17 protein-coding genes are annotated in these 19,463 nt (G+C 44.7%); 9 read left to right on the top strand and 8 right to left on the bottom strand.

Translation table 11 applies throughout. From position 1 onward, the window contains the following. Nucleotides 1–105 precede the first annotated feature (105 nt). Nucleotides 106–693: a nucleotide exchange factor GrpE gene (gene grpE / locus FHQ30_RS02830; protein ID WP_139610771.1), complete on the bottom strand. Its 588-nt coding sequence runs from the start codon at nucleotides 691–693 to the stop codon at nucleotides 106–108. A 177-nt stretch (nucleotides 694–870) separates the two neighbouring features. On the opposite strand from grpE, the gene FHQ30_RS02825 reads away from it, so the two are divergent. Continuing rightward, a complete protein-coding gene (locus tag FHQ30_RS02825; RefSeq protein WP_132967475.1) occupies nucleotides 871–1,797 on the top strand; it encodes an NAD(+) kinase in 927 nt (308 codons plus the stop codon). A gap of 84 nt (nucleotides 1,798–1,881) precedes the next feature. On the opposite strand, the gene FHQ30_RS02820 is transcribed toward FHQ30_RS02825, so the two are convergent. After that, nucleotides 1,882–3,093: an aromatic amino acid transport family protein gene (locus FHQ30_RS02820; protein WP_132967474.1), complete on the bottom strand. Its 1,212-nt coding sequence runs from the start codon at nucleotides 3,091–3,093 to the stop codon at nucleotides 1,882–1,884. A 469-nt stretch (nucleotides 3,094–3,562) separates the two neighbouring features. Here FHQ30_RS02820 and FHQ30_RS02815 point away from each other — a divergent pair, with 469 nt between their 5' ends. The 8 genes from FHQ30_RS02815 to FHQ30_RS02780 all read left to right on the top strand — a co-directional run bounded on the left by FHQ30_RS02815 (nucleotide 3,563) and on the right by FHQ30_RS02780 (nucleotide 11,628). Further along, the gene (locus tag FHQ30_RS02815; protein WP_139610772.1) at nucleotides 3,563–5,494 is read left to right on the top strand and encodes an FTR1 family iron permease; all 1,932 of its coding nucleotides are present in this window, start codon (nucleotides 3,563–3,565) and stop codon (nucleotides 5,492–5,494) included. 18 nt (nucleotides 5,495–5,512) lie between these two features. Further along, complete coding sequence (locus tag FHQ30_RS02810) at nucleotides 5,513–6,040, top strand: iron transporter (protein WP_139610773.1); 528 nt, start codon at nucleotides 5,513–5,515, stop codon at nucleotides 6,038–6,040. Between the two features lie 117 nt (nucleotides 6,041–6,157). After that, entirely contained in the window at nucleotides 6,158–7,579 is a 1,422-nt protein-coding gene (locus FHQ30_RS02805; RefSeq protein WP_139610774.1) for a Fe-S-containing protein, read from the top strand. A 2-nt stretch (nucleotides 7,580–7,581) separates the two neighbouring features. Further along, on the top strand, nucleotides 7,582–8,910 hold the full coding sequence (locus FHQ30_RS02800) for an ABC transporter permease (protein WP_139610775.1): 1,329 nt from the start codon (nucleotides 7,582–7,584) through the stop codon (nucleotides 8,908–8,910). A gap of 1 nt (nucleotide 8,911) precedes the next feature. Beyond that, complete coding sequence (locus FHQ30_RS02795) at nucleotides 8,912–10,027, top strand: ABC transporter permease (protein ID WP_442805653.1); 1,116 nt, start codon at nucleotides 8,912–8,914, stop codon at nucleotides 10,025–10,027. 41 nt (nucleotides 10,028–10,068) lie between these two features. Then, nucleotides 10,069–10,773, top strand: coding sequence for an ABC transporter ATP-binding protein (locus tag FHQ30_RS02790; RefSeq protein WP_139610777.1), 705 nt, complete (start codon nucleotides 10,069–10,071; stop codon nucleotides 10,771–10,773). Continuing rightward, nucleotides 10,770–11,249, top strand: coding sequence for a TlpA family protein disulfide reductase (locus FHQ30_RS02785; protein WP_139610778.1), 480 nt, complete (start codon nucleotides 10,770–10,772; stop codon nucleotides 11,247–11,249). The genes FHQ30_RS02790 and FHQ30_RS02785 overlap by 4 nt, the downstream gene beginning before the upstream one ends. A 46-nt stretch (nucleotides 11,250–11,295) precedes the next feature. Then, the gene (locus FHQ30_RS02780; RefSeq protein ID WP_139610784.1) at nucleotides 11,296–11,628 is read left to right on the top strand and encodes a c-type cytochrome; all 333 of its coding nucleotides are present in this window, start codon (nucleotides 11,296–11,298) and stop codon (nucleotides 11,626–11,628) included. Nucleotides 11,629–11,676: 48 nt separating this feature from the next. Here FHQ30_RS02780 and FHQ30_RS02775 read toward each other — a convergent pair whose 3' ends face one another. The 6 genes from FHQ30_RS02775 to FHQ30_RS02750 form a co-directional block, all read right to left on the bottom strand. Beyond that, on the bottom strand, nucleotides 11,677–12,060 hold the full coding sequence (locus FHQ30_RS02775) for a type II toxin-antitoxin system VapC family toxin (RefSeq protein ID WP_267963775.1): 384 nt from the start codon (nucleotides 12,058–12,060) through the stop codon (nucleotides 11,677–11,679). A 19-nt stretch (nucleotides 12,061–12,079) separates the two neighbouring features. Further along, nucleotides 12,080–12,313 (bottom strand): type II toxin-antitoxin system Phd/YefM family antitoxin, encoded by a 234-nt coding sequence (locus FHQ30_RS02770; protein ID WP_139610779.1) that lies wholly within the window; start codon nucleotides 12,311–12,313, stop codon nucleotides 12,080–12,082. A gap of 158 nt (nucleotides 12,314–12,471) precedes the next feature. After that, a complete protein-coding gene (locus FHQ30_RS02765; RefSeq protein WP_139610780.1) occupies nucleotides 12,472–13,689 on the bottom strand; it encodes an MFS transporter in 1,218 nt (405 codons plus the stop codon). A 3-nt stretch (nucleotides 13,690–13,692) separates the two neighbouring features. Beyond that, entirely contained in the window at nucleotides 13,693–15,480 is a 1,788-nt protein-coding gene (locus tag FHQ30_RS02760; protein ID WP_139610781.1) for an ABC transporter ATP-binding protein, read from the bottom strand. Further along, on the bottom strand, nucleotides 15,477–17,264 hold the full coding sequence (locus tag FHQ30_RS02755; RefSeq protein ID WP_139610782.1) for an ABC transporter ATP-binding protein: 1,788 nt from the start codon (nucleotides 17,262–17,264) through the stop codon (nucleotides 15,477–15,479). Before FHQ30_RS02755 ends, FHQ30_RS02760 begins: the two co-directional genes overlap by 4 nt. A gap of 2 nt (nucleotides 17,265–17,266) precedes the next feature. Further along, nucleotides 17,267–19,300: a TonB-dependent receptor gene (locus FHQ30_RS02750; RefSeq protein WP_139610783.1), complete on the bottom strand. Its 2,034-nt coding sequence runs from the start codon at nucleotides 19,298–19,300 to the stop codon at nucleotides 17,267–17,269. Nucleotides 19,301–19,463 lie beyond the last annotated feature (163 nt).

The raw sequence follows: 19,463 nt of genomic DNA, 5'->3' as shown, positions 1-19,463 counted from the left end.
GGCGGATATATAATCCGCCCCTACCTTGCCTCATCAAATATCTTTGTCAATAATCTGAGGCGGGAAAATCCCGCCTTTTTCTGAAAATGGATGGTTAAACCCCAACTAAGCCGCAACCATCACCATTGCCGGACGGATAACCCTTCCGTTCAACAAGTAACCTTTTTGTAGCACTTGCGTAATCTGGTTCGTGGTAAACCCTTCACTCGGCTGCATAGAAATCGCTTGATGCAACTCTGGATTAAACGTTTCCCCAACTGCGCCGACGGCTTCAATACCGAATTTATTCACTGTCGATAATAACGATTTGTAAGTTAGTTCAACACCGTCAAAAATGGCTTTACCCGCATCGTCACCAATGGTTTGGGTGTTTAAATCAAGCGCACGTTCTAAATTATCAATCACTTCCAACAGCTCTTTAGCAAATTTCTCTAACGCAAAATTATGCGCTTTTTCAACATCTTGCTCTGCACGGCGACGAATGTTTTCTATCTCGGCACGGCTACGCAGTTGGACATCTTGTACCCGCTTATTGCTCTGTTCCAGTTGCGCCTCCAGCTCCTGAACCCGTGCAATCGCCTCTTCTAACGGATCGCCCGTCACTTCCGGTAATTGTTCTTCTGCTTTCGCAGCGTCTTCGATGGTCGTTTCTAGATCTTTTTCTTCGGCTAACTCAGACATTTTTTTCTCCATACAGACTGAAATAAATCAAGTTTACTTATTCTACCGAAAAAACCGCACTTTAGCTCAATTTTATCCGGTGAATAGTGCTTTCAATTGTAACTCTTTTTGTTAATATAGGGTTTAAAATGACGATTTCAAGCACTATCTGACTTTTCTGTCTGTTACTGTTTTTTATGAGCAAAATAAATGCACAATTCTTTTTCTTCGAGCGCTAACGCACCTCAACGAGGCAAGCGTAATTTTCATACCATAGGCTTGGTCGGACGACCGAGAAACGATAATGCGCTGCAAATGCACAAAAACATCTACCAATGGTTAAGTGAACGCCACTACCAAGTGTTGGTGGAAAAAGATATCGGCAAAGATCTCTCGATTCCTGAAGAGCACATCGCCCCGATTGAACAGATTGGCGAAAAAGCGGATTTGGCGATTGTGATCGGCGGTGACGGCAATATGCTAGGCACCGCACGGATCTTGGCTCGCTACGACATCGCCGTCATCGGTATTAATCGCGGACATTTAGGATTTTTAACCGATATTGATCCGAAACATGCCTATTCACAGCTACACTCTTGTTTGGAAGAAGGCGAATATTTTATCGAAGAGCGGTTTCTGCTGGAAGCGATGGTCGAACGTGATAACGAGTTGATTAATTTGAATAATGCCGTCAATGAGGTGGTGATTCATCCGGCAAAAATTGCGCATATGATCGATTTTCAAGTGTATATTGATGACAAATTTGCGTTCTCGCAACGTTCCGACGGTCTGATCATTTCCACGCCGACCGGCTCAACCGCTTATTCGTTGTCTGCCGGCGGACCGATTTTGACCCCACAACTCAACGCCATCGCCTTAGTGCCGATGTTTCCCCACACCCTCTCTTCGCGCCCGTTAGTGATCGACGGTAACAGTGTGATTTCACTGCGCTTTGCCCAATATACGGTACGCCAACTGGAAATCAGCTGTGACAGCCAAGTGGCGCACGCCTTTTCACCGGATGATAAAATTATCGTACGCAAAAGCCAAGATACGCTACGGTTGCTACATTTGAACGACTACAACTATTTTAATGTGCTGAGTGCCAAATTAGGTTGGCTACAAAAATTGTTTTAATCATTTGAACTTTATTCAACGCAAAAGTGCGGTTGCTCACCACAACCGCACTTGCTACTTCTGACTTTATTGTTAAGCGATCACCTAACCAATCACGTGTGGCAAATAGCCTTTATCCACCAAAAATGGAATTGCAATAATCAATATGCCCAATAATAAGGCAAACAGCAGTGACGGATTGCCACCCCACACCCGATACGCCAAATTAGGTGATTGACGTCGTGCTTTCCACGCCAAACCGACCGGCAACACCAGGCCGTAAAAAGCAAACATCACCCCGGCACCGTTGAGTGCCATAATAAAACCTTCAGGATAGAACAGCGCAAACACCAGTGGCGGCAAGAATGTTAATAAACCCAATGAAGCGCGATTTGAACGTACTTTTACTCGATTAAGCAGATCTTTTAAACAGTCAAACAGACTCAATGCCACCCCTAAAAATGAGGTAATCAACGCCAACGATGAGAATACTCGAATCGCTTCACTCAACACCGTGCTGCCGGTGATTTCACGAGTTGCATTCACCAAGCCGTTCAAGGTAGGATCTTGCTGTAAAATCTGCAAAAATTGGCTTTGACTTAATACGCCGTGAGTGGAAAGCTGCCACAATAAATAAGCAAACAACGGAATACCGGTGCCCACTAATATAGCAATTCTCAGCCGTCTGATATCCCCCTCCAGATATTTCACAATACTTGGGATCACCACATGGAAGCCAAAAGAGGTGAAAAATACCGGCGCGGCTGACAACATCAGCGCATTGTTAATCGGCATTGCCATTAAATTATCGATCGAAACACGCGGTAGCATCATTAATAACACGAACAAGAAAACGGCGATTTTACTGAAAAAGAACAAGCGATTGACCGCATCAACACTCGATGTGCCGATAATAATGAAGATGCCCAACACTACGGTAAACAAAATAATGCTGAGTTTGCCGGTATCATACCCCAGTCCTGCCGACAACAAACCGTTGATCAGCGAGCCACCACCCGTGACGTAGGCAGACAAAATCGCATACATAAAAATCAGCAGCGATAAAGTTGAGATAATTCGTCCGAAAGCGCCGAAGTATTGTTCTGCCAATGTTGCTAAACCGTCATCGATCCGAGCCGTTTGATAAACTTCAATGAATAGCAACGCACTATAAGAAAGCAGTAGCCACAGGATCAACAACAAAATGATAGTAAAGCTGAAGCCCATACCGGCGGAGGTGATCGGCATCGCCAACATACCGGCGCCTATGGTAGTTCCTGCGACCAATAATGTGCCGCCTAAGGTCTTGTTTTTCACGCGATGTTCTCAAATTTCAGATTTATTGAATAAAAAAAGTGCCCATATGGATGGGCACTACTCGGAAAGCAAATATATGGCTATTGAGATAGCACTCGTTATTGTGCGGCGTAAGATACTCGAAAGGTCGTGAAAGCGCAAGCATTGCAATAATTAAATCTTAATTTTGTGATTTCGAGCAAGATTTTGTTGTAACAGTGAAGATTATCTAACAAAAAATCTGCTATTTTTGATTATATCCCAGTTTCAGTTGTTCGAAATCGCACTTTTATGTTAATGCTGACAAATGGCATTCATCACGGTTGTTTTCGGATAAAACAGCGCCGATCATGCAGCACACACTTACTGAAGCAATATTTTTTGCGTTAGCGCAAATATTATTAAAAATCCGCTTGAAATAAAATCCGATCAGCTCATAATTAGTCGCACAACCATGATAAAAATTCTCATTTTTACTCGCGTTAATAATATGTTAAAAAAACTCAACTCTTTATTACTGACCATCCTTCTATCGCTTGCGTTCAACGTAGTAGCAGAGCCTGCTGCAGACAACCGCTATCAAGGCTATATCCAAGATATTGAACAGCGTTTGGACAACACATTGTCGCTATACCAACAAGGCGAGCAAAATCAAGCCAAAAGTGCGGTGCAAATGGCGTATTTCGAGGTGTTTGAAAATCTGGAAGGACCGATTCGGATCAATATTTCAGCGCAAAAAAGCTATCAATTGGAAGCGACTTTTGGCGAAATACGCAAAATGATCACCGAGAATCAGCCCGAATCGGTGATCGCTAGCAAAATTAACTGGCTGAAAAATGAATTGAATCAACTAGAATCTGTGCTGAACGACGGACATCAACTGGCTGCCGAAGCACAACACAGTACCTACCAAAACAGTGATATTGCAGCATATTGGCAGCAAAGTTTCCAAATTATCGACGATCGGTTGGCTGAAGCCATCACTGCCTATCAAAACGGGGATTTAGACGCAGCCAAAAAGTCGGTGCAACAGGCACAGTATGAGGGCTACAAAAACTCCGAAATGGAAATGGCGATTCGCCAAAACCGCTCTTCCAGCCAATCCTCTGCCCTCAACCAACAATTTTACGATTTAATCAAAGCCACACAACAAGCCGACAATCTGACTCAGTTAGGCTATTTAAGCACTCAATTGCTACAAGACATTGAAGAGCAACTGCCGAATCTGCCGATCACCAAACAAGCACAGCAGCTGCAAACAACCGCCAGCGAACAACCACAAATCAACAACTCACAAGATTGGCAACAGGTTGCCGCCGACGTGAATCACGGCATTCAGCAAGCGCTTCAGCTCTATCAACAGGGCAAACGCGACGATGCCATCATTGCGGTGCAGGATACCTATTTTGATGTATTCGAAAGTTCCGGCATGGAAAGCAGCGTCGGCTCGCGCGACAGCCAGCTGAAAACCACGCTGGAAGGGTTTTTCACGCGTTTGGTGGGGCAAATGAAAGCGCAACAACCGCTCGAAAACCTGCAACAACAAGCCAATGGTTTATCGCAACAGTTACAAAGTGCGGTCGAGCTGTTGCAACAAACAAATGACAACGCATGGTCCATTTTTGTGTATAGCCTGTTGATTATGCTGCGTGAGGGCTTGGAAGCGTTGCTGATTGTGGCGGCCATTGTGGCGTATCTGGTCAAAAATCAGCATCAGGACAAACTGCCGGTGATTCGTCAATCGGTGATTATCGCCCTGATCGCCAGTGTGATTACCGCCTTTATTTTCCAACTGCTGTTTGAAAACTCTGGCGCTAATCGTGAATTACTGGAAGGGATCACCATGATTTTTGCCGTGATCATGCTGTTTATGATGAGCTATTGGCTGCTGTCAAAGGTGGAAGCGCAAAATTGGAAACGCTATTTGGAAGGCAAGCTGTCAACTTCTTTAACCACCGGCTCACTCATCGGGCTTTGGCTGACCAGCTTTTTGGCGGTTTATCGCGAAGGGGCGGAAACCGTATTGTTTTACTACGCATTAGTGGGGGATATTCAATCTGCCGACGGTTATTTATATCTGTTAGGCGGCATTATCGTTGGCGTAGTGTTGTTGTTAATTGTCTATTTTATTATGCGTTTTACCGTCGTAAAACTGCCGCTAAAACCGTTTTTTATGTTAACCGGCAGCTTTATGTATTTGATGGCATTTGTGTTTGCCGGCAAAAGCGTATTGGAGCTAATCGAAGGAAAACTGATACAGCCCACTCTGCTGTCCGGTTTTCCGGAAATCGCCTGGCTTGGGATTTATCCTTATCTAGAAACCTTGATTCCACAAGCCGTGTTAATTTTAGCCGCCATCTTCGCCTTGTTTTATATGAAGAGCACCGCTAAAAAACAAGCGTTAACTGATATTTCACACTAAACTTTTTAGAGGTATTTTATGAACTTCAAGAAAACATTCATCACTGCGACTCTGTTAGCCGGTATCTTCTCCGCCACCTCTGCGCTGGCATTTAAAGAGTATCCAGCAGGAGAACCGATTACCATGAACGAAATGGAGATTGCTGCAGTCTATTTGCAGCCGATAGACATGGAACCACGTGGTATGGGCTTGCCTGCTGCCAAATCCGATATTCACTTGGAAGCGGATATTCATGCGATTGAGGGCAATAAAAACGGCTTCGGCGCTGGCGAATGGATGCCGTATTTGACTATTAATTATACGTTGGAAAATCTGGATACCGGCGAAAAACAACAAGGTACCTTCATGCCGATGGTTGCCGGCGATGGTCCGCACTACGGAGCGAATATCAAAATGATGGGCGTTGGCAACTATAAAGTCACTTATCATATTGAGCCACCATCAAAAGCCGGATTACATCGCCACACCGATAGCGAAACTGGCGTTGGTCGTTGGTGGAAACCGTTTGATGCCGCTTTTGAATTCAAGTATACCGGTTTGAATTAAGTATAACCGCACTTTGCCGCGCTGCTACTCGGCGTGGCGTATTTTTGTTTTTAAACCCGTTTGATGGACTAAGCTCAAGCGGGTTTAAAAATATCAATAAGGTTAGGGTCTGTTGGAATGAACTATTTTTTTACATCTGTTTTGCAATTGCTGCTGCCGTTCAGTCTGCTGAGCGGACTACTGTGGGCAAGCCAGCTGTGGCCCGCACAGCGCAATATTCCGGATAAAGCCTTGCACTGGCTTTCGTTGACCGCACTTTGTGTCGGTTTTTTGCTCTGGCAGCTACTGACCCCCAACCAAAGCCTCAAGTTGGCATTGTCACTGCTCTACGCTTCTGTTTTACTTTTTAGTCTGATTGCGGTGGCACTCAACCGGCGAATCCTGCTGTACTTGGCTCAAATCGGATTATTACTGTTTTGCGGTATCTTCTGGGCACAAAACCCTAGTCTTAGTGCCATCACCACCACTGAAATCATTAACACTGACTTTATTCTGAACCTGTTTACCATCACAACCGCACTTCTGTTTTGCCTGCTCGCCGCTAACTGGATTGCTGTCCTATTGGCACAAAGCCAACACGCATTACACTATCTGCGTATGCTGGCTATAGTATTATTGATCTTTTGGTTACTGCTGCCGCTGAGTGGGCAAATTTTACTGTCGCTGATCAAATTGCAGCTGGTGGATTTGGATAAAGGATTGCTGAGTTTTGTTGCCAAAACCTTGAATTTAACACTCTATAATAACTATTTAATCGCAATCATCATTTTAGGGATAACTCTGCTGTTTTGGGTTAAAGTGCAAAAACCACGTAGACACGCCGTTAAACAACAGCACGACTTAATCGAAAAGCGCCAAAAAACCGCACTTTACCGACAGGCACGACGTATCACCCTGTCTGGTTTAATCTTGGCATTAATCGTTATTAGCGTGCAATGCTATTGGGATAACATTGCTTCACAACCGCCACGGCTCTCAGAGGCCACTCCGTTGACATTGTCGGACAATGATCAGATTCATATTGATATCAAACAGGTCAGCGACGGCAAATTACACCGCTTCGTCTGGATTTCTGATGAGGGTAAAGCGGTACGTTTCTTTATTATTAACCGCTTAAGTGATCGGCTCAGTTTGGGCGTGGTGTTCGATGCCTGTTTGTTGTGCGGCGATCAGGGTTATGTAATGCAAGGCAACCAAGTGGTTTGCGTGGCGTGTGGCGTACATATGTTTATTCCGTCGATCGGCAAGCCTGGCGGCTGCAACCCGGTGCCGATTAATGGTTGGCAACAAACCGAAACTCAGGTGATTATCGACAAAAAAAGTTTGGAAGAGGGCTTAAATTACTTTTCAACCATCGTCAAATTGGACGTAATTGATCCGGTAGATGGCACTAAACTGATCAATACCGAAGCCAAGTTCAAATACAGTTATGCTGGCAAAAGCTACTTTTTTGCTTCGGAGCAGAACCTCAATCAGTTCCGTGACAACCCCGAACGTTATTTAACCAAACACAACCAAAGCAAAGTGACGGAGGAATAGCCATGCTGCTGCGTATGTTGTTGCAATCTTGGAAACACGGACTGCGCCGCAAATTCTTAGCGATTTTCACCATTTTTCTGGCGGCGGGATTGGTCTCTGCACTGCTGGCGGTGTCGATTGATATTGGCGATAAAATGGCAAAAGAGCTGAAATCCTACGGTGCCAATATTTTGATCGAGCCTGCCGCTCAAGCAGCACTGCCACAAGTAGATCAAGAACGGGAAAATCTGTTGCTAGGACAAGATTTTTTAGACGAAAAAGAACTGCCGAATATTAAAGACATCTTTTGGGGCAATAATATTGTTGGTTTTGCACCACAATTGAATGCCCCTTTTGAGCTGATCAGCCATAACGGGCAAACGGTGCAGCAGGATATTAGCGTGTTAGGCACGTTTTTTAATTATCCAATCGGCATTCCGGACGACCCTGACTACCACACCGGACAAAAAATCATCAGTCCATACTGGCAAGTAGAAGGTAAGTGGGCAGATGACAGTGATAAAAGTGCGGTCAATACACCAACTCAAGCCTTAGTCGGTCGCCAACTTGCCGCCAATGCCAACATTCATATTGGTGATCGGTTGCAATTAATACCGTTCACCGATAAACCGACCGCACTTTTAAACGTGGTAGTCAGTGGCATCTTATCTAGCGGCGGCAATGAAGAAAATCAATTGATTGTGCCGTTGCAAGCGGTGCAAAACAGCTTGAATCTGCATGGCAAAGTGCAGTCGGTAAGAGTTTCAGCATTAACCGTGCCGGAAAATGATTTGTCGCGTAAAGCACGCGAAAATCTGGAAGCGTTGGATGCGGAAGAGTATGACCGTTGGTACTGCACCGCTTATGTCTCCTCAATTGCTCATCAACTAGAAGAAGCGGTTTCTGGTGCTGTTGTTCGCCCGATTTGGCAAGTGGCAGCTTCCGAAGGCGTGGTGATTGAAAAAATTCAGTTACTGTTGGCGGTAGTAACATTGGCTGCACTGCTGGCTTCAGCTATGGGCATTGCCTCTTTGATGACCAGTAATATTATTGAACGCAGTAAAGAGATTGGTCTGATGAAAGCATTGGGAGCAGATCAAACTGAAATTAATCTGTTATTCTACAGTGAAGCGGCTCTCAGCGGTATTCTCGGCGGACTACTTGGTTGCTTGGCAGGTTGGGGGCTGGCGGGTATCATCGGCGATGCACTGTTCGGGCAACCACTGTCGTTTGCTTGGATTGTGGTGCCATGCGTACTGTTTTTGTCGGTGTTGATCGCACTTATCGGCACATGGTTTCCGGCGCACCGCATTACCAAACTTTATCCGATAGAGGTGTTGTATGGGCGCTAATATGTTTTGGCGATTAGTGTTGCGTGCGCTGCGATTACGCTTGCAGCGGGTAGCGATTATCTTTGCGGCATTAAGCGTTGGTTCAGCGATTGTCACTGCAATGTCGGCAGTCTATTTTGATATTAACAGCAAAATGAGCCAAGAATTGCGCACCTTCGGCGCCAATTTTTATATCGGTTCGCAGCATCAAAACTTGATGTCACAAGCGCAATTCGAACAGATTATCCAACAAGCTCCGCAGGGATTACTCAATGCTGCCGGCCCGTATTTATACGGCATCACTCGCAGCGAACTGGAAAAAATCGTGATTATGGGCGTTTGGTTTGACACCATGCCGACCCTTGCGCCTTACTGGCAAATCAACGGACAGCAAATCGGGGTCAATTTTGATCAGCGCAACGTGATGATCGGCAAAACGTTAGCAGAACGGCTGCATTTAAATGTTGGCGATAGTATTACGTTAAGCAACGATCAGCAGCAAAAACAGCCATTTAATATTAAAGCAATTATCGAAGCCGGTGATGCCACCGACAATATGCTGATCGTCAATCTGGAGTTCGCACAACAGTGGCTGAACAAAGCGAACGAGATCAGCTATGCACTATTGAGCGTTAAAAACGAACAAGGGCAAGTAGAACAGTTTGCCGAGCAACTGCGTCAGCAATATCCTGAGCTGGAAATTCGCCCGATTCGCAAAGTTTCAGCTTCCGAAGGGCAGATTTTGGATAAGATCAAAGGCTTGATGGGCTTGATTTCGTTAGTGATCTTGGTGCTGGCGACATTGTGTGTCAACACCACGCTAATCGCGATCATCGCCGAGCGTGCCAAAGAGTTCGCATTGCAAAAAGCGCTCGGCGCCAAACGCCGTGATATTATCAAACAAATCACCACTGAAACCCTATTGATCGCACTGTTTGCGACTATTGTCGGCTTGGTGTTAGGCTATATTCTTGCGCAAATTTTGGGCATTGCCGTGTTTAAATCCAGTATTGATTTGCGGCTGCCAGTGATTCCGATCACACTGCTGCTCTCATTGATCGTCACCCTATTAGCAGTGATTGTGCCGACCCGACGCGCGTTACAAATTGAAACCGCCAACGTCTTAAAAGGCGAATAATTAAAAGGCGAATAATTAAAAGGCGAATAACAAGGAAAAGTATGAACGAGAAAAATTGGGTGATTGAAACCCAACATTTGGTCAAACGCTTCGGACAAGTGACCGCACTTGACGATATTAATATTCGAATTGCCGCCGGCGAATTTGTGGCGATTATGGGGGCTTCCGGTTCCGGCAAAACCACTTTAATGAATATTCTCACCTGCTTAGATACCGCCAGTGACGGCAAGGTAATTCTCGACGGTGTTGATGCCGCCAAGCTGAACGAAGAGCAACGGCAACGCTTTCGTGCCGAAAAAATCGGTTTGGTGTTTCAGCAATTTCATTTAATTCCCTATCTGACCGCACTTGAAAATGTGATGTTGGCACAACACTATCACAGCGTCACCGATGAACCATCGGCAACAGCGGTACTGAATCAAGTCGGCTTAGCGCATCGAATCAACCATCTGCCCAGCCAACTCTCCGGCGGCGAGCAGCAACGAGTTTGCATCGCGCGCGCTTTGGTCAACCGTCCGCCGGTAATTTTCGCCGATGAACCGACCGGCAACTTGGACGAAACTAACGAACGCTTGATTTTGCAGCTGTTAACTGAGCTGAATCAACAAGGGCGCACCATTGTGATGGTCACCCACAATCCGGAATTAGGCAAGCTGGCACACCGCACTATTTTCCTACAACACGGCAAATTTTTACACGAAGAGCAACACATAAAGCAACCATTAAACATTAAAGGCAATTTATGAAATCACTACTCAACACGCTTACATTCAGTTTAGCATGTCTATTATTAAGTGCCTGCGAGCCACAATCGGCAACGCTCGGCAAACCTGCACCGGAGCTCGCGACATTCAGCCTTAATGGAGAAACCGTGAAACTGGAAAATGTGATCAAGCAAAAGCCGTTGTTTATCACCTTTTGGTCAGAAAGCTGCGGTGGTTGTATTGCCGAAATGCTAGAATTGCAACGCTTACAACAAGCGCAACCGGATAAACTGGATTTTCTGGCGATCAATATCGACGGAAAAGATGCCGACACTGCCGCTGTTGCTAAACAGCGTGGCATTACCTTACCCGTTGTGAAAGATCAACTGGGGATTACCGCTGAACGCTATCAAGTGGTCGGCACCCCAACGTCCTTTCTAATCGCCACCAATGGCGTGTTGCAACAACGCATGGAAGGCTTTGATCACGAACGGGTTAGTGCGCTGTTTGGAAACTAGGATCGGTTGATGTTTATTTATAATTTGAGCTATAAGATTTATTTTGATGAAGGTTACTAAAGTGCGGTTTACTTTTAAACATTTATGTTCGTTTATTCTTGCGTTACTGACGGCGCAAAGTGCGATTGCTGACGCCGACATCGCCAAAGGCAAACGCCAATATCAACAACTGTGCGCCATGTGTCACGGTCGCAATGCTGATAAACAGGCGCTCAACAGCTCCGCCATCATCGCCGGACTGCCTGCGACAGAGATTGCCAGCGCACTGCACAAACGCAAAAATGGCGAAATCGACGGCGGTGGCAACACAGTGAAAGCCCGTTTAACTGAACAGGATATGCAAAATCTGGCGGCGTATATTGAAACCTTAGGAAAATAACAATTAGGCAAAGCACAGCTCAAAATTGACCGCCCTTTGTATTTTTTATCAGGTAGTAGGGTTTAGTAATTGAACTCCGTATTGTGGAATTTTTTCGTCAGCAGTAATAAAAATTAAACCTTCAGCTTGTGCTTGTGCTATCAGCATTCGATCAAAGGGATCGTTATGGTAAGCAGGCAGTTTTCCTGCTTGTTCCGCATGGAAATGTGTAATATTTAATTTTTCAAACTCTTCCTCAACAATGACTTCAAAAATAGTTTCAGGCAAAGGCAATAATCCTTTCCGCATTTTAATGGCGATTTCCCAGATACTGGCGGCACTGAGATAAACCTGGCTATTACTAATCAGTTCTCTACTTCGTGGTCCTAATCTGGGCGAATCCTGCAACCACCAAATTAAAACATGGGTATCTAACAAAAATCGTTTCATCATCTCTGCTCAAAATCCCTGTTTAAAGTCCCTGTTCAAAAAGTGCGGTTAGTTCAGTATCTTCTTGCAGTAATACATCATCAGCCAAGGTGATTTTTCCTTTTAACGCCCCCGGATGGCGTATTTTTTTTGTCGGGATAGCAACCAGTTTTACCAATGGTGCACCGGCTTTAGCAATAATCACCTCTTCACCATTAAGCGCAGATTGGATTAATTGGCTTAGATTACTTTTTGCTTCATGAATATTAATTTGCATGATCTCCACCTCCAATATCGGGTTAGCCCAGTTAGCCCAGTTAGCCCAGTTAGCCCAGTTAGCCCAGTTAGCCCAGTAAAGCAATTTTTAAACTGAAATGCAAGCGAAAGTACAAAAATAAAACAACATATACCGCAAAACCGCACTTTCAAGTCTCACTAAGCATACGCCGATCTTTTAAACCATACCATTAACCAAATCAGTACCGTAAACCCGGTGGCAAGCAGGTAAACACTGGTGTAGCCACCGAAGCTGACGATCCGCAGTGCGCTAAAACCCGCCAGATAAGCGCCCAATAATACGATGGTATATTGTAGTGAGGTGTCTAGCGTTACCAGTTTGGAGTCCGCTTTATCCATCAACATTGTCAGGATAATCGGTAGCATAAAACTGTATGCCACACTAAGTAGTACAATCGGCAAGATAATTAAATATTGATCAAGACGGATCAGTTGTTCACTAAAACAGAACGTAGCAACCAGCAAAATTTGTATCAGTAAAATGGTATTGATGACCTGAAAACGTTGATATTTTTGTAAAAAATAGCCGGATAACGGCAGAATAACAATACAGATCAATGGAATAATAATTGCCAGTAGCAAGCCGATGTTTTGTGGCTGCCAGCCCAATTCATTCAGGCGTGGAATAAACGTGGTCGCCACTAATGCGCTGGGAATACAGGAAAAAAACAGCAATATTAACCAATGATAACCAACATTTGGTCGCTGCCAAAAATCAATAAAACGTTTAAACAGAAAACCCAACCGCACTTTTTCTGCCTGCTCGCTACTTACTGCAACTTCGGTATAAAATAGTAGCTGTAAACCAAATAATAGGGACAGTACCACCATCAAGCTGATCGCCGAATGCCAGCCAAGATGTTGATATAGAAAAAGAGCCAGTCCGCCGCCGATCATTTTTCCGATTCGGGCGCCAGCAACTTGAATTGCGCCCCCATAACCACGTTTTTTAAACGGCAATAATGAGCAGGTTAAGCCTAATGTCGCACAGCTAAAAAATAGGCTCATCAAGCTAAATGCCGCACATACCAACAATAGTGCGATAAAATGTTGCTGTGGCTGGATAAAATATAAACTGGTAAAACTCAGTAGCATCACAAAATTAGACAGAAACAGCCAGCTTTTAAAATGTCCGAAACGTTTAAACGAAAAGCGTTCGATCAGCGGCGAAATAATACAAGCGGCGGCTTCAATGCCTGCCAGCATGTAGATCCAACTTAATTGATTAAGCGTGAAGCCCTGATCTTTCAACATGGTTATCAAGGCGATCAGATAAAAGCCGATAATACTGGTTTTAAAGGTGGCACTACTGATCAACAGTGCCCAATCCTGCAACGTTAAGGTTCGCTGTTCCATTGTTTATGCTCGTTCTGTTGTCATTTCAGCCTGTTGTTGATAACGCCAAAACTCGGCATAGCGCCCGTTGATTTGCAATAAGTGCGAATGTGTTCCCTGCTCACTGATCTGTCCGTTATGCAATACGGAAATTTGATGTGCACCGACCACGGTGGATAAGCGGTGAGCAATCACCAAAATGGTTCTGTTTTTCACCAATTTGTCCAGTGCCTTTTGCACTGCCAATTCATTGTGAGTATCCAGTGCCGCAGTCGGTTCATCCAAAATCAGAATCGGTGCATCTTTCAAAATTGCTCTTGCAATTGCCAAACGCTGTTTTTCGCCACCGGACAGGTTGCTGCCGATATCGGCTATCGGTGTTTGATATCCCAGTGGTAAACGTTGGATAAAATCATGACATTGCGCCTGTTTGGCAGCCGCAATCACCGTTTCGTCGTCGGCATCGGGTTTTGCCATGCGGATATTATTGATAATCGTATCCTGAAACAGATAAACATCTTGAAACACTACTGAAATCATACTCATCAATTGTGCTTGGCTTAATTGACGAATGTCAACACCGCCAATACTAATCGTGCCGCTAGCGGGATCGGCGTAGCGCAGTAATAGTCGCAGCAAGGTAGTTTTGCCGCAACCGCTGCTACCGACAAAGGCATTAAAACTGTTTGGCGCAATCTGCAAGTTGATATTTTTTAATACCTTTTCCGGCTGATTCGGGTAGGCAAAGCTAACATTGTGGTAAATAATATGATGCTTATCCGGCAGCACCGCACTTTCACTCTCTTCCAGTTCCGGCAGCTGCATCATCGCATCTAGTTTTTCACAACTAATGACAAAAATTTCCAGTAATGAGGTCATCTGTACAAAAAAATTCAGCACATCGGCGGCTCTGGCGATCATCACCATCACCGTTGCCAACAACAACCAACTGGCTGTGCCGTTACCGGTCCAAATCAAACCGAAAATCAGAATAATCAACAAGCTGATTTGTACGGTTGCAGTGATAATTAAGTTGGGAATCTCGCCTTTTTTAGTGCCGATCCGCTGGATCACTGCTACATCTTGCGCCACTTGGTCAAAACGACTGATTTTATCATGCAATTGTGCGGTCGATTTCAGCACCTCTAAGCCCTGAATAAACTCCACCGCTTCACCTTTTAAACGTTCATTAGCTTCCGCCAGAATGCTGAAACCACGCCGAAATGCCTTGCGCCGCCATAAATACAGTGGAATCGTCAGCGGAAAAACAATCAAAATCACCATGCCGAAGCGCCAGTCGAAAAACAGCAAGGCAAGTGCGGTCGCCAGTGGGATCGTGATGGCATAAATAATCGTGGTCATTAGGGTGAAAGCATAGGCGGCGGCTTCATTCACACTCTGCACCAACACTGAATTCAGCTCCCCCGAACGGAAATTACTCAAGATCGCCAGCGGCACTTTGCGCAATTTATCACCCAACAACGAGCGCAATTGATACACCGCCAAGTTGGCATAACCTTTGGTATCATAGCCGTCGGCAACCATTCTTAAGCCGATGCTCAAGACTAATAACAGCAATACCACTGCGGTATAAAATTGAATTTGAGGCGTATTATCCTGCTCCATCGCACTAAATAGCGGATATAACAGTGCAATACTGATACCAAAAACGAGCGCTGATAGTGCCGACAAGATCAGACAAACGGTCAACTTCCCTTTCTGGTCGCCTGCCATTTGCAATAAGTGACTGTAGGTTAAGTACAGCCCTTTAGTATGTTGTGTGGCTTGATTAAAATAAGTTTGTGGCGTCATAGGTTTTCCGTAGCTGATAAAATGGTGGCAGATGAAGCTTGTGCAGGCAATGACCAAGCGCGCGCTTGTTGATACTCTTGCCATAAAGTGCGGTATGCCGAAGCGCTTTGCAGCAAATCATGATGATTACCTTGCGCAATAATTCTACCGTGTTCCATATACAGAATTTGATCGGCTGAGGTTATCGAAGATAATCGGTGAGCAATCATAATCACGGTTTTATTACGCATTAACTCGTTAAACACCTGCACCAGATTGGCTTCATTTTTAGCATCAGAAAATGCTGTCGGCTCATCCAAAATTAAAATCGGGCGGTTTTGCAAAAAGGCTCTGGCTATGGTCAATCGTTGTTTTTGCCCACCAGAAAGCAACTGCCCTCGCTCACCGACCGGGGTTTGATATTGCTGTGGCAAGCTCATAATAAAATCGTGAATATGGGCTTTTTTTGCCGCGTCAATAATGGCTTGCGGTTCAACATTATCCAGTCCGTAGCTGATATTTTCCGCAATCGAACAAGAAAACAGAAAATTATCCTGAAACACCACCGAACATTGAGTCATCAAATCGTGCGGGTTAATCTGCCTAATATCAATGCCGCCCAGCTTGATACTGCCGGAACTCACATCCCAAAAACGCAGTAGTAAGTTGATTAAGGTCGTTTTTCCTGAGCCGGAAGCACCGATAATCGCGGTAAAACTCTGTTCGGGAATCTTCAAATCCAGTTGTTTTAGCACGGCTTCATCTTGTGCTGTATAACTAAAGCTGACCTGATCAAACTCAATATCATAGCGGCTTGGTTTTTGTGGGTTTGGGCTGATTGGCAAGGTTGACATGTTTTCCAGTTCGTTAATTCGCTCGATTGCCGCTCTGGATTTTTCCAGCAGATGAAATAAGCCCATATACGGATGCATGGTTTCAATCAATCCCGCAGCCAAAATCAAAAAAGCAAACAGACTGAACAACGACAGCAGTGCTAGGCTATGCAGATAAACCCCGATAGTAATCAAAAAGATCATCATCGGCATTGGGGTAAACAAACTCCGCGCCAAGCGAGTGGCAAAGCCGACTTTTTTCAGCCAGTTAACCATCACCGCATTAAAACGGTTAAGTGCGGTTTTAAAACGCCCATAGGAGCTGTTGCCGGCATCAAACGTGCGGATCGTACTCATGCCCTGTACATATTCGATAATCGCACCGTTGATGCTCGCTAAGGCTTCACCATATTGGCGACGAAACAATTTTCCGCGTGAAAACAACACGTTCAACAGCAACATCATCAATAACGCAAAACCCAAAACCATCAAGCCCAAGCGCCAATCCAACACCAATAATGCTGCCAAAACGAAAATCGGTGTGGTATAAGCTTCCGCCTTTAACGGCGGGGCATCGGCAACAAAAGCATGCAACTCACGCACATCGTCCAACAACACTTTTGCCAATGCGCCAGAGCCGATTGACCGCACTTTGCCGAGTGGCAACTCGCTGATCTTGCGAGATAAACGTTGGCGCAGCAATTTTTCCAATTGAAAAGCGGCATAATGCGATTGATCATGTGCCTTGATTTTCAAGGTGTAATACACAATCGTCTGCCCCAATAACAGCAACAGCCAGCCAAATGGAAAACCGCTGTTATGTGCTGCAAGATAAACCACCTGAATCATCACCAGCCAAATGCTTAACTTCAGCAGTTGGGCGAGAGATGCCAATCCCATTGACCAGCGTAATTGAGCGGCAACCGGTCGGCAAATCTGTGCATGCCCAGTTTCTTTAATCCCAATGCCCATGGCTAAAATCTCACTTCCGTCGATAAGCCGATGACGCGCGGTTGTAATTTAAACGCTTCGCCCCGATCTGTGGTCGGCATAAAAATATCATTACGCGCATTAAACACATTATCGGCATACAACATCACACGCCCCTGTTTAAAGTTATACGCCAGATAGGCGTTGACTTGAGAATAGCCTTTGATTTTGCCGATACTGCTGTTATCCGCATTGGAATAATAATCATCAACAAAATAGACACTTCCCCCAAATTCCCAATGATTGAGAAAATGGTAACGCCCACCTAACGTGACGGTGTAACTTGGCGAGCGACTCAGTTTATTTCCCTGAATACCGCTATCCGGATATTTTTTAATCTTGGTTTTCAACAAACCAACGGCGGCATGGAGATTTAAATTATCGCTGACTTGCCAATCGGCATTTGTTTCCATACCGTAGGTGATCACTTTATCGGCATTACGAATCACCACCGAATCTGCAGATAAATAATAAGGCAACTGCATATCTTTATAATCATTGTAGAAAAGATTGCTGCTTAAAGAAAAATCACTATTCGGACTATTCCAGCGATGGTAAAGCTCGTAATTCCAAACATATTCCGCTTCGTATTCATAACCAGTAAACGGGCTGGCGAAAGTTACCCCTGCTCCACCAGGATTATAGCCGCGCCCAATCTTGAAGCCCAAACGTTGCTTTTCATCAAGGTTCCAGCCTAAATCCATTTTAGGTAGGAAAATACTGTGCTTTTTATCAAGGTTAATGCGAAATAAATCACTACCGCCGTGGCGTTGGTGGCGTTCCTGTTCATAACGGGCAGAAAGTGTTACATCGAAATACGGATTAGGTGCGTAAGTGGTTTCTGCAAAGATCGCTTTGGTTTTGGTTTTATCTTTGAATACATTGTGGAATATACGAATATCAACCGTTTCATCTTGTTTAGCTTGAAAATAAAATAATCCGATCAAACCTGAATATTTGCCGTCTGTGGTTTTAAATTTAACGATCGGTTCAAGCTGTAACTCTCGTCCCTCTAACGTAGCCGGTGCGCCTGTCGGCGCCGGTAATGCCAAACGGTTGTTATCATATTTAGAATAAACGAATTTATTTTCAAATTTCCAAACATCTGACAGCTGCCAACCGATATCCCAAATTCCGCTGGTTGATCCCGTTTCAAAAACCGGACGTTGTGGCGTAAAACGCATATTGCTGACAGGTTGATTACCGGCTTCGTTTTGCGGCGCTTTGGAATCAATATGATTTAAGGTCACACGGCTATAAAAATCAGGTAATGCCGACGGTGTCCATAATAACTTAGCGCGTGCGGTCGTGGTTTTATACCAGCGCGGGTTACCAACCGGCTCATAAGAGATTAAATTGACGAAACTCTCCCGTTGTTGTTGATCCACACTCAAGCGGAAAGCAAGCTCATCGCGGATTAACGGTCCTGAAATCATGGCAGCGGTTTGACGGGTATTCTGACTACCAACATTCAATTTTGCCGCCCCTTCCCATTCATAACTCGGATCATTTGAGGTCATCACCACTGCACCGGCAATCGCATTGCGTCCCTGTGCATAACTTTGCGCGCCACGATAAATTTCGATTTGTTTGATGTCCCACAACGATTTCGTGCCGAATGCCAATTCATTATAAGTAGAGGTGCGCCCGTCAATCGACATATTTAAACGGGGGCGAGTTCCGGCAAAAAATGCCGTAGCCCCGGTTGCTGGTCCAGAGCCATCCACTCCTCGCACTGTCGGCAAATCATTACCCAAGCCGGTATCTAAAATATTCACTGTTTGCTTTAGCAGATCCGTGGTAGAGGTGATTTCTCCAGCTTGCTGCAACTCTTTGGCAGTGACGACATCAAGGCTAGCACTGGTTTCAAACTTTGATCGTTCCGATTTTTCACCGGAAACAATAATCTCGTCTAACTGTTGTTCTGTTGTAGAAACAGCGGCAAAAAGCGATGGACTATTTAAGGCAAAAATACAGCCACTGACGACAAGGGCGCAGGGTGTTAAACGGAAAAGCATAACTGACCTCCAATTTCTGAATTTGATCAATAGGGTTAAACATTAATGGAAAGTTGGATTGATAAATATTGATGCAATCCAGATTTACAAAATTAGTCAAAAAATCCAATATTTGTTAATATAAATTATCAGTTAATATAATGCAAATGATAATAGATAGTAT

The organism is Testudinibacter sp. 'clade 2' (assembly GCF_006227735.1).
In the GTDB taxonomy this organism is placed as follows: Bacteria; Pseudomonadota; Gammaproteobacteria; order Enterobacterales; family Pasteurellaceae; genus Chelonobacter.
This window is presented reverse-complemented; position numbering and strand designations above follow the sequence as displayed.

What these genes read in the sequence shown, in the direction of transcription:
- grpE (WP_139610771.1), bottom strand. Translation starts at nt 693, where the DNA reads ATGGAGAAAAAAATGTCTGAGTTAGCCGAAGAAAAAGATCTAGAAACG.
- FHQ30_RS02825 (WP_132967475.1), top strand. Translation starts at nt 871, where the DNA reads ATGCACAATTCTTTTTCTTCGAGCGCTAACGCACCTCAACGAGGCAAG.
- FHQ30_RS02815 (WP_139610772.1), top strand. Translation starts at nt 3,563, where the DNA reads ATGTTAAAAAAACTCAACTCTTTATTACTGACCATCCTTCTATCGCTT.
- FHQ30_RS02810 (WP_139610773.1), top strand. Translation starts at nt 5,513, where the DNA reads ATGAACTTCAAGAAAACATTCATCACTGCGACTCTGTTAGCCGGTATC.
- FHQ30_RS02805 (WP_139610774.1), top strand. Translation starts at nt 6,158, where the DNA reads ATGAACTATTTTTTTACATCTGTTTTGCAATTGCTGCTGCCGTTCAGT.
- FHQ30_RS02800 (WP_139610775.1), top strand. Translation starts at nt 7,582, where the DNA reads ATGCTGCTGCGTATGTTGTTGCAATCTTGGAAACACGGACTGCGCCGC.
- FHQ30_RS02795 (WP_442805653.1), top strand. Translation starts at nt 8,912, where the DNA reads ATGTTTTGGCGATTAGTGTTGCGTGCGCTGCGATTACGCTTGCAGCGG.
- FHQ30_RS02790 (WP_139610777.1), top strand. Translation starts at nt 10,069, where the DNA reads ATGAACGAGAAAAATTGGGTGATTGAAACCCAACATTTGGTCAAACGC.
- FHQ30_RS02785 (WP_139610778.1), top strand. Translation starts at nt 10,770, where the DNA reads ATGAAATCACTACTCAACACGCTTACATTCAGTTTAGCATGTCTATTA.
- FHQ30_RS02780 (WP_139610784.1), top strand. Translation starts at nt 11,296, where the DNA reads ATGAAGGTTACTAAAGTGCGGTTTACTTTTAAACATTTATGTTCGTTT.
- FHQ30_RS02775 (WP_267963775.1), bottom strand. Translation starts at nt 12,060, where the DNA reads ATGATGAAACGATTTTTGTTAGATACCCATGTTTTAATTTGGTGGTTG.
- FHQ30_RS02770 (WP_139610779.1), bottom strand. Translation starts at nt 12,313, where the DNA reads ATGCAAATTAATATTCATGAAGCAAAAAGTAATCTAAGCCAATTAATC.
- FHQ30_RS02765 (WP_139610780.1), bottom strand. Translation starts at nt 13,689, where the DNA reads ATGGAACAGCGAACCTTAACGTTGCAGGATTGGGCACTGTTGATCAGT.
- FHQ30_RS02760 (WP_139610781.1), bottom strand. Translation starts at nt 15,480, where the DNA reads ATGACGCCACAAACTTATTTTAATCAAGCCACACAACATACTAAAGGG.
- FHQ30_RS02755 (WP_139610782.1), bottom strand. Translation starts at nt 17,264, where the DNA reads ATGGGCATTGGGATTAAAGAAACTGGGCATGCACAGATTTGCCGACCG.
- FHQ30_RS02750 (WP_139610783.1), bottom strand. Translation starts at nt 19,300, where the DNA reads ATGCTTTTCCGTTTAACACCCTGCGCCCTTGTCGTCAGTGGCTGTATT.